Annotated in this window: 4 protein-coding genes and 1 pseudogene; 4 read left to right on the top strand and 1 reads right to left on the bottom strand. The window is 34.4% G+C overall.

What is annotated here, in order from left to right; genetic code table 11:
* The 4 genes and pseudogenes from VFS71_RS17300 to VFS71_RS17285 form a co-directional block, all read left to right on the top strand.
* Positions 1-217: pseudogene (locus tag VFS71_RS17300) on the top strand (MFS transporter); the annotation flags it as partial.
* 691 nt (positions 218-908) lie between these two features.
* The gene (locus tag VFS71_RS17295; RefSeq protein ID WP_326402842.1) at positions 909-2,753 is read left to right on the top strand and encodes a CocE/NonD family hydrolase; all 1,845 of its coding nucleotides are present in this window, start codon (positions 909-911) and stop codon (positions 2,751-2,753) included.
* Between the two features lie 177 nt (positions 2,754-2,930).
* Complete coding sequence (locus tag VFS71_RS17290) at positions 2,931-4,565, top strand: M1 family metallopeptidase (RefSeq protein ID WP_326402841.1); 1,635 nt, start codon at positions 2,931-2,933, stop codon at positions 4,563-4,565.
* Positions 4,566-4,633: 68 nt separating this feature from the next.
* The gene (locus VFS71_RS17285; RefSeq protein ID WP_326402840.1) at positions 4,634-6,139 is read left to right on the top strand and encodes a serine hydrolase; all 1,506 of its coding nucleotides are present in this window, start codon (positions 4,634-4,636) and stop codon (positions 6,137-6,139) included.
* Positions 6,140-6,324: 185 nt separating this feature from the next.
* Here VFS71_RS17285 and yaaA read toward each other — a convergent pair.
* Positions 6,325-6,494: peroxide stress protein YaaA (gene yaaA, locus VFS71_RS17280; protein ID WP_326402843.1), on the bottom strand; the 170-nt coding region annotated here is incomplete at its 5' end.

Below are 6,494 nucleotides of genomic sequence, written 5' to 3'. Positions count from 1 at the left end.
ACTGCAAATGGGTTTTATGGCCAAAGGATATTCTGCCAATGAAGCTTTGTCCAAAGCCTATAAAGTAATCGAAATGAAAGTAATGGCTCAAAGTTCTGTACTCTCATTTATGGATATCTTTATGTATCTCGGAATCTTATTCTTACTGTGCATTCCTTTTATTCTTTTGATCAAAAAAGGAAAAAACAAAATAGATCCTGCCGAGGCGATGCATTAGGTTTTAGATTGCAGTTTGCAGAATTTAGAATTGAGTTTGCTAATAATTAGAAGCGGAAAGATTAGGCATTTTCAGCCAGCATGGGTCCCGCTATCCGTTACAATCCACGCCCCAAAAGCGTGGGATTTCCACTGCTATCGGGGCTAAAGAGAGAGATTTCGCTTTTTTGCCAAGATTTTTAAAAAAAATAATGAGCTCCGAATTTCACTAATAAATAGTGAGATTCGGAGCTTTTTTCATTTCTAAAATCTGAAATCTCGTAAAAACCTATCCGAAGGAGACACTAACTTATCAGAAGGGGATAATTGGGATTCCGAAGATGGTATCAGACTTTTAGAAGGTCGCATCAAGCATTCCGAAGACTGTAACAGAGAGTCCGAAGCTTGTATCAAGCACTCCGAAGACCGTATCAGGGAGTCCGAAGCTCACATCAGGGCATTCTTTTTTCTTCGGATGCTCTATTTTACTGAGCGGAACACAAAAGCAGTTGAAATAAACAAAATTTATGCTTTGTAAGTTTGTGACTATTATTTTCTATATTTGAAATAAAGTTAAAAGAAACAAACTTTTACCAATCTCCCCAAGTAAAAATGTATATACGAAGGTTTGTATCACAAATAAACCAGTTACCTGCAATTTCTATAGAAATCGAAAATTAACTTTTAAAGTATTTAACATTAATAATTTTATCATGAAAAAAAGATTCCTTTATTTTTTGTTTTTTGGCTTATTGTTAAGCAATGTTTATTCACAAACGGATTCCATAACTTCTTATACTAAAAAGACCTATATGATTCCTATGCGTGATGGCGTAAAACTTTTTACAGTAATACTTTCGCCATCACAGCAGATAAAACCAAACCCTTTCTTACTGGAAAGAACACCTTATGGCTCTGACTTTCCTTTAGCAGAAGGCGAAACCATTCCTGTAAACAAAATGGGATCTTTAGATGAATATGCTCGTGATGGTTATATTTTCGTATTCCAAGATATACGTGGAAAATTCAAAAGCGAAGGTACTTTTGAAATGACTCGCCCACTCTATCATCTCATTGACAAAACAAAAACAGATGAGAGTACTGATGCTTATGATACTGTAGATTGGCTAGTGAAAAACATTGCAAATAATAATGGTAAAGCGGGTATTCATGGTGTATCTTATCCAGGGTATCTAGCACTTGATGCTGCAGTAGACCCACATCCAGCACTAAAAGCAAGCTCTCCTCAAGCATCTCCTGCAGATATGTTTTTGGGAGATGATTTTCATCACAATGGAGCATTCCGTTTAAGCTATGGTTTTGAATACAGTTATATGGTTGAAAATGATAAATTATCTAATAGTGATTTCCCTTTTCCACAATATGACCTCTACAATTGGTATTTGCAATTGGGCTCCTTGAAAAATGTGAATGAGAAATATTTTAAAGGAAAACTGCCGGCATGGAACGATTTCATAAAACATCCAAACCATGATGAATTTTGGGCAAAAGCATCTACACTTACTTACATTAACACTCCACAGATTCCAATTATGCATGTAGGCGGTTATTTTGATCAAGAAGATTTAAATGGTCCTCAGATTATGTATCAGCATTTAGAAAAAAAAGATAATTTGAACCGCAACTTTATTTGCCTCGGACCATGGAACCATGGCGGATGGGAACGTAAAAAAGGAGATAGTCTTGGTGAAATAAAATTTGGCAGTAACACCGCAGCTTGGTTTCATACATTTGAAAAACAATGGTTTGATTATTGGCTGAAAGATATTGGAAAAGGGAATTTTTCTGAAGCCAATTGTTTCCAAACAGGCAGCAATACTTGGAAGACTTATGAATCATGGCCACCCAAAAAAGCGGAATTAAAAAAATTATATGCCAATGCTAATCATAAAACCAGCTTTACAAAACCTTTTTCAGCAGATGGTTCTATAAGTTATGTGAGTGATCCTGCCAGCCCAATACCTTACCGTACTTTACCCATTGAAGCTACTTATGGAGAAGGAAGCCGTTGGAATTCTTGGCATGTTGCAGATCAACGTTTTGTGTCTACTAGACCTGATGTAGTAAGTTTTGTGATGGACAGCCTAAAACAAAATATTACAGTTACCGGAAAAGTTATTGCTCATCTCTTTGCATCAACTACTGCCTCTGATGCCGATTTTGTAGTAAAGCTAATTGATGTTTATCCTGCCATTGATCATACAGACTTAAAGATGAGTGGCTATCAATTACCGATAGCAATGGAAGTTATTAGAGGACGTTTTCGCAAAAGTTTTGAAAATCCTTCTCCTCTTGAACCAGGTAAAATAGAAGAATTCCTTATTGATTTACACGATATCAATCATACTTTTTTAAAAGGACATCAAATGATGATTCAGATACAAAGTACTTGGTTTCCAATTATTGATCGCAATCCACAAAAATATGTTCCAAATATTTTTGAAGCAAATGAGAGCGATTATATAAAAGCAACTCATACTATTTATTTCAATAATCAATATGCAACTTATATTGAATTGCCTGTGATAAAAGAGTGAAAAATTAAAACCTGCTGCTAATAGCCTTTTGGACCAGAATATTGCATACAATTCTTTTCACCATCAGCTAATGACTCACAGTCATTCTGAAATCACAATTCAAGTGATGCCAGACTTAAGTCCAAGCCTTTGTTGTATATCACATTTGTACAAATAAATTTAAATAAATTTAAAATTATGAGAGTATTTAGTTTTTCAATATTAGCCTGCTTAATGTGTACTGTAAGTCATGCACAGACTTTCACAAGACAAGACTCTTTAAGAGGCACTATCACTAATGAAAGAGTATGGTGGGACCTATCCTATTATCATCTTGACATAGCAGTTGATATTGACAAACAAACCGTTCAGGGATCAAATACCATTAAGTACAAAGTATTGAAGCCAAATCAAATAATCCAGATTGATCTTCAGCCTCCAATGGACATTTCCAAAGTTACCCAGGAAGGAAAAGAACTAAAGTACACTAGAGATGGAAACGCTTATTATATTGAATTACAAAAAAAACAAGTACCCGGAACATCCAATGAAATTATCGTTCAATATGGTGGGAAGCCAAAAATAGCACCAAAACCACCTTGGGACTCTGGACTGGTATGGAAAAAAGACAGCCTTGATAATCCCTTCGTTTCAAGTATAAGCTGGGGTGCAGGATCAAGTCAGTGGTGGCCTTGCAAAGACCATATGTATGACGAAGTGGATAGCTTGAAATTCAGTATCAATGTTCGTAAAGGTCTCATGGCGGTAGCCAATGGTAGATTGATCAAAACAGAGCAGAAGAAAAACAATACCACTACCTATCACTGGTTTGTAAAAAATCCAATTAATAATTATGGAGTAAACTTTAACATAGCCAACTATGCCAATTTTTCTGAGATCTATAATGGTGAAAAAGGCCCATTGAATTGTAATTATTATGTATTGAAACAAAATCTTTCGAAGGCGAAAGAACATTTTAAGCAGGTGCCTATGATGCTAAAAGCCTTTGAGCATTGGTTTGGCCCCTATCCGTTTTATGAAGATAGTTATAAACTGGTTGAAGTCCCTTATATAGGCATGGAACATCAAAGCGCAACGGCTTACGGAAACGGATACAAAAATGGACATCTCGGAAAAGATAAAACTCAAACAGGCTGGGGGAAAAAATTCGACGATCTCATTATACATGAGTCTGCTCATGAATGGTTTGCTTGTAATATTACTTTCAGAGATATTGCTGATATCTGGATACATGAATCTTTCACCTCCTATGCAGAAGGTCTTTACGTTGAATACCATTACGGAAAAGAAGCGGGAGATGAATATCAAATTGCACTCAGAAGATTTATAAAAAATGAAAAAACTATGATTGGTCATTATGAGGTGAACGATCTAGCATATACCGGAGATAATTACTACAAAGGGGCTGCTATTTTACATATGTTGCGACAACTTGTAAACGACGATGAGAAATGGAGACAAATACTCAGGGGACTGAACATACAATTTTATCATCAGACAGTAACAACCAAACAGATCGAAGATTACATAACAGAAAAATCAGGGCTAAACTTAAAAAACTTTTGGGATCAATACCTGAGAACAACACAAATTCCTGTCTTTGAATATTCTTTCGCCAATAACCTTCTTTCTTACCGATGGACTAATTCCATAGCAGGCTTTGACATGCCATTAAAAATAAAGTTAAACGGAGAGGAAAAATGGATTTACCCTAAAACTGATTGGCAGAAAGATCAAATAAAAATGGACAAAGCTGAACTGGTGGTTGACCGCAATTTTTATGTTCCGATATTTTATGATAATCCTAAATAAATAGATCTTTAATCAAAGCATGGCAGAATCGCTAAGAAAATAAATACTAATTCTTCACAGTAAAAAACATGAAAAAATTAAATATAATTCTTCTACTGCTTTTATCTTTTAACAGCTTTTCACAAGATGTAAACGATAAAATAAAAACATTTGAAAATAATCTAAATCACTGGGATAAATCAAAAAGTAAAAAATGGTCCTTAAAAGAAAGAATGGCTTTTTATGAAGTTAATGCAGTCAGCATTGCAGTAATTAAGGATTACAAAGTAGAATGGGTAAAAGCCTATGGTTATGCAGACCTTTCCAAAAAGAAATTAGCAACTCCTCAAACACTTTTTCAAGCAGCTTCGATAAGTAAGTCCATCAATAGTCTTGCTATTTTAAAACTAGTTGAAGAAGGTAAATTGGGTTTAGATAATGATATCAATAATTATTTAAAAGATTGGAAATTTCCATACGATTCAATTTCAAAAGGAAAAAAAATTTCAATTGCAAATTTATTAAATCACACGGCTGGTTTATCAATCGGCGGCTTTGCAGGTTATGAAAAAGGAACAAAATTACCAACCACAATAGAAACTCTTAACGGGGTAAAACCTTCCAATTCAAATGCTGTTCGGTCTATATTTGAACCAAGTCTAAAATTTCAATATTCGGGAGGCGGAACTACGATTACCCAATTAATTCTTGAAAACACAACAGGAGAAAAATACGAAGAGTATATGATGAAAAATGTTTTGCCCCAATTGGGAATGAACAACAGTTCCTTTAATCAGCCTGCTGCCAAAGAGAAAGAAATTTTACTCGCCACAGGTTATAATATAGACAAAGAAGTTGAAGGAAAGTACCATATTTATCCAGAAAAAGCGGCGGCTGGTTTATGGACTAATCCAACAGATTTAGCAAAATATATCATTGAAACTCAATTATCATTATTAGGGAAATCAAATAAAATATTGTCTAAAGAAATGTCTGTAAAAAGAGTGGACAATAATTTCGGAGTATTCGTAAATGATTTTAAAGGCACGAAATACTTTGGTCATAGTGGCGGAAATGAAGGTTTCGTTTGCTATTACACAGGTGATTTTGAAGGCGGAAACGGTATAGTTGTGATGACAAATGGCAGAATGCCGATGATAAATAATGAAATAGTTTCAAGCATTGCAAGTTTGAATAATTGGAAAAACTACCCATTAGAATCTAAAAAAGAATCTATTGCCTTAACCATAAGGAAAGAATCTCAAAAGAATATTGATAAAGGAATTGAACTCTACAAAAACCTCAAAAAAAACAACACTGCTGATTATAATTTTTCTGATGAAAGCGAACTAAATCAACTTGGCTATGAATTTCTAAGAGATGCAAAAATAGAATCAGCAATTAAAATTTTTGAGCTAAATGTAAATGAGTTTCCAAATTCAGCAAATGTATACGATAGTCGTGGTGAAGCCTATTTTAATAACAAAGAATATCTGTTATCAAAGAGTGATTATTTAAAATCGTTAGAACTAGGTCCAACAAACCAAAATGCAAAAGAAATGCTCCTAAAAATTGAAAAACTATTGCAAAAATAAAACCGAACGGCATACACTTACTACAATTGATTTGGCAAGTGCTTAATTTGGAAATAGTTTGTATTTGTGAGAATTTGAAATAACAATAATTTAATTCAAAACCCTGATAGCGCGGATTTGCAATCCGTGCCCACAAAGTGCATCGACAAACTCAAATCTAAATTCTGCAATCTGCCTTCTAAAACCTATCGCGTAAAAACCAAATTATTTCCTTTGGACAAATTGGCGTCAAAATGATAACCTTCGTAATTGAATCCTTTTAAATCGTCAAGGGTTTGTGCATTGGTGTCCAAAATATAACGCACCATCAATCCCCTAGCCTTCTTCGCAAAGAAACTGATCATTTTCAGTTTTC

The organism is Flavobacterium sp. (assembly GCF_035760125.1).
Lineage (GTDB): Bacteria > Bacteroidota > Bacteroidia > Flavobacteriales > Flavobacteriaceae > Flavobacterium.
This window is presented reverse-complemented; position numbering and strand designations above follow the sequence as displayed.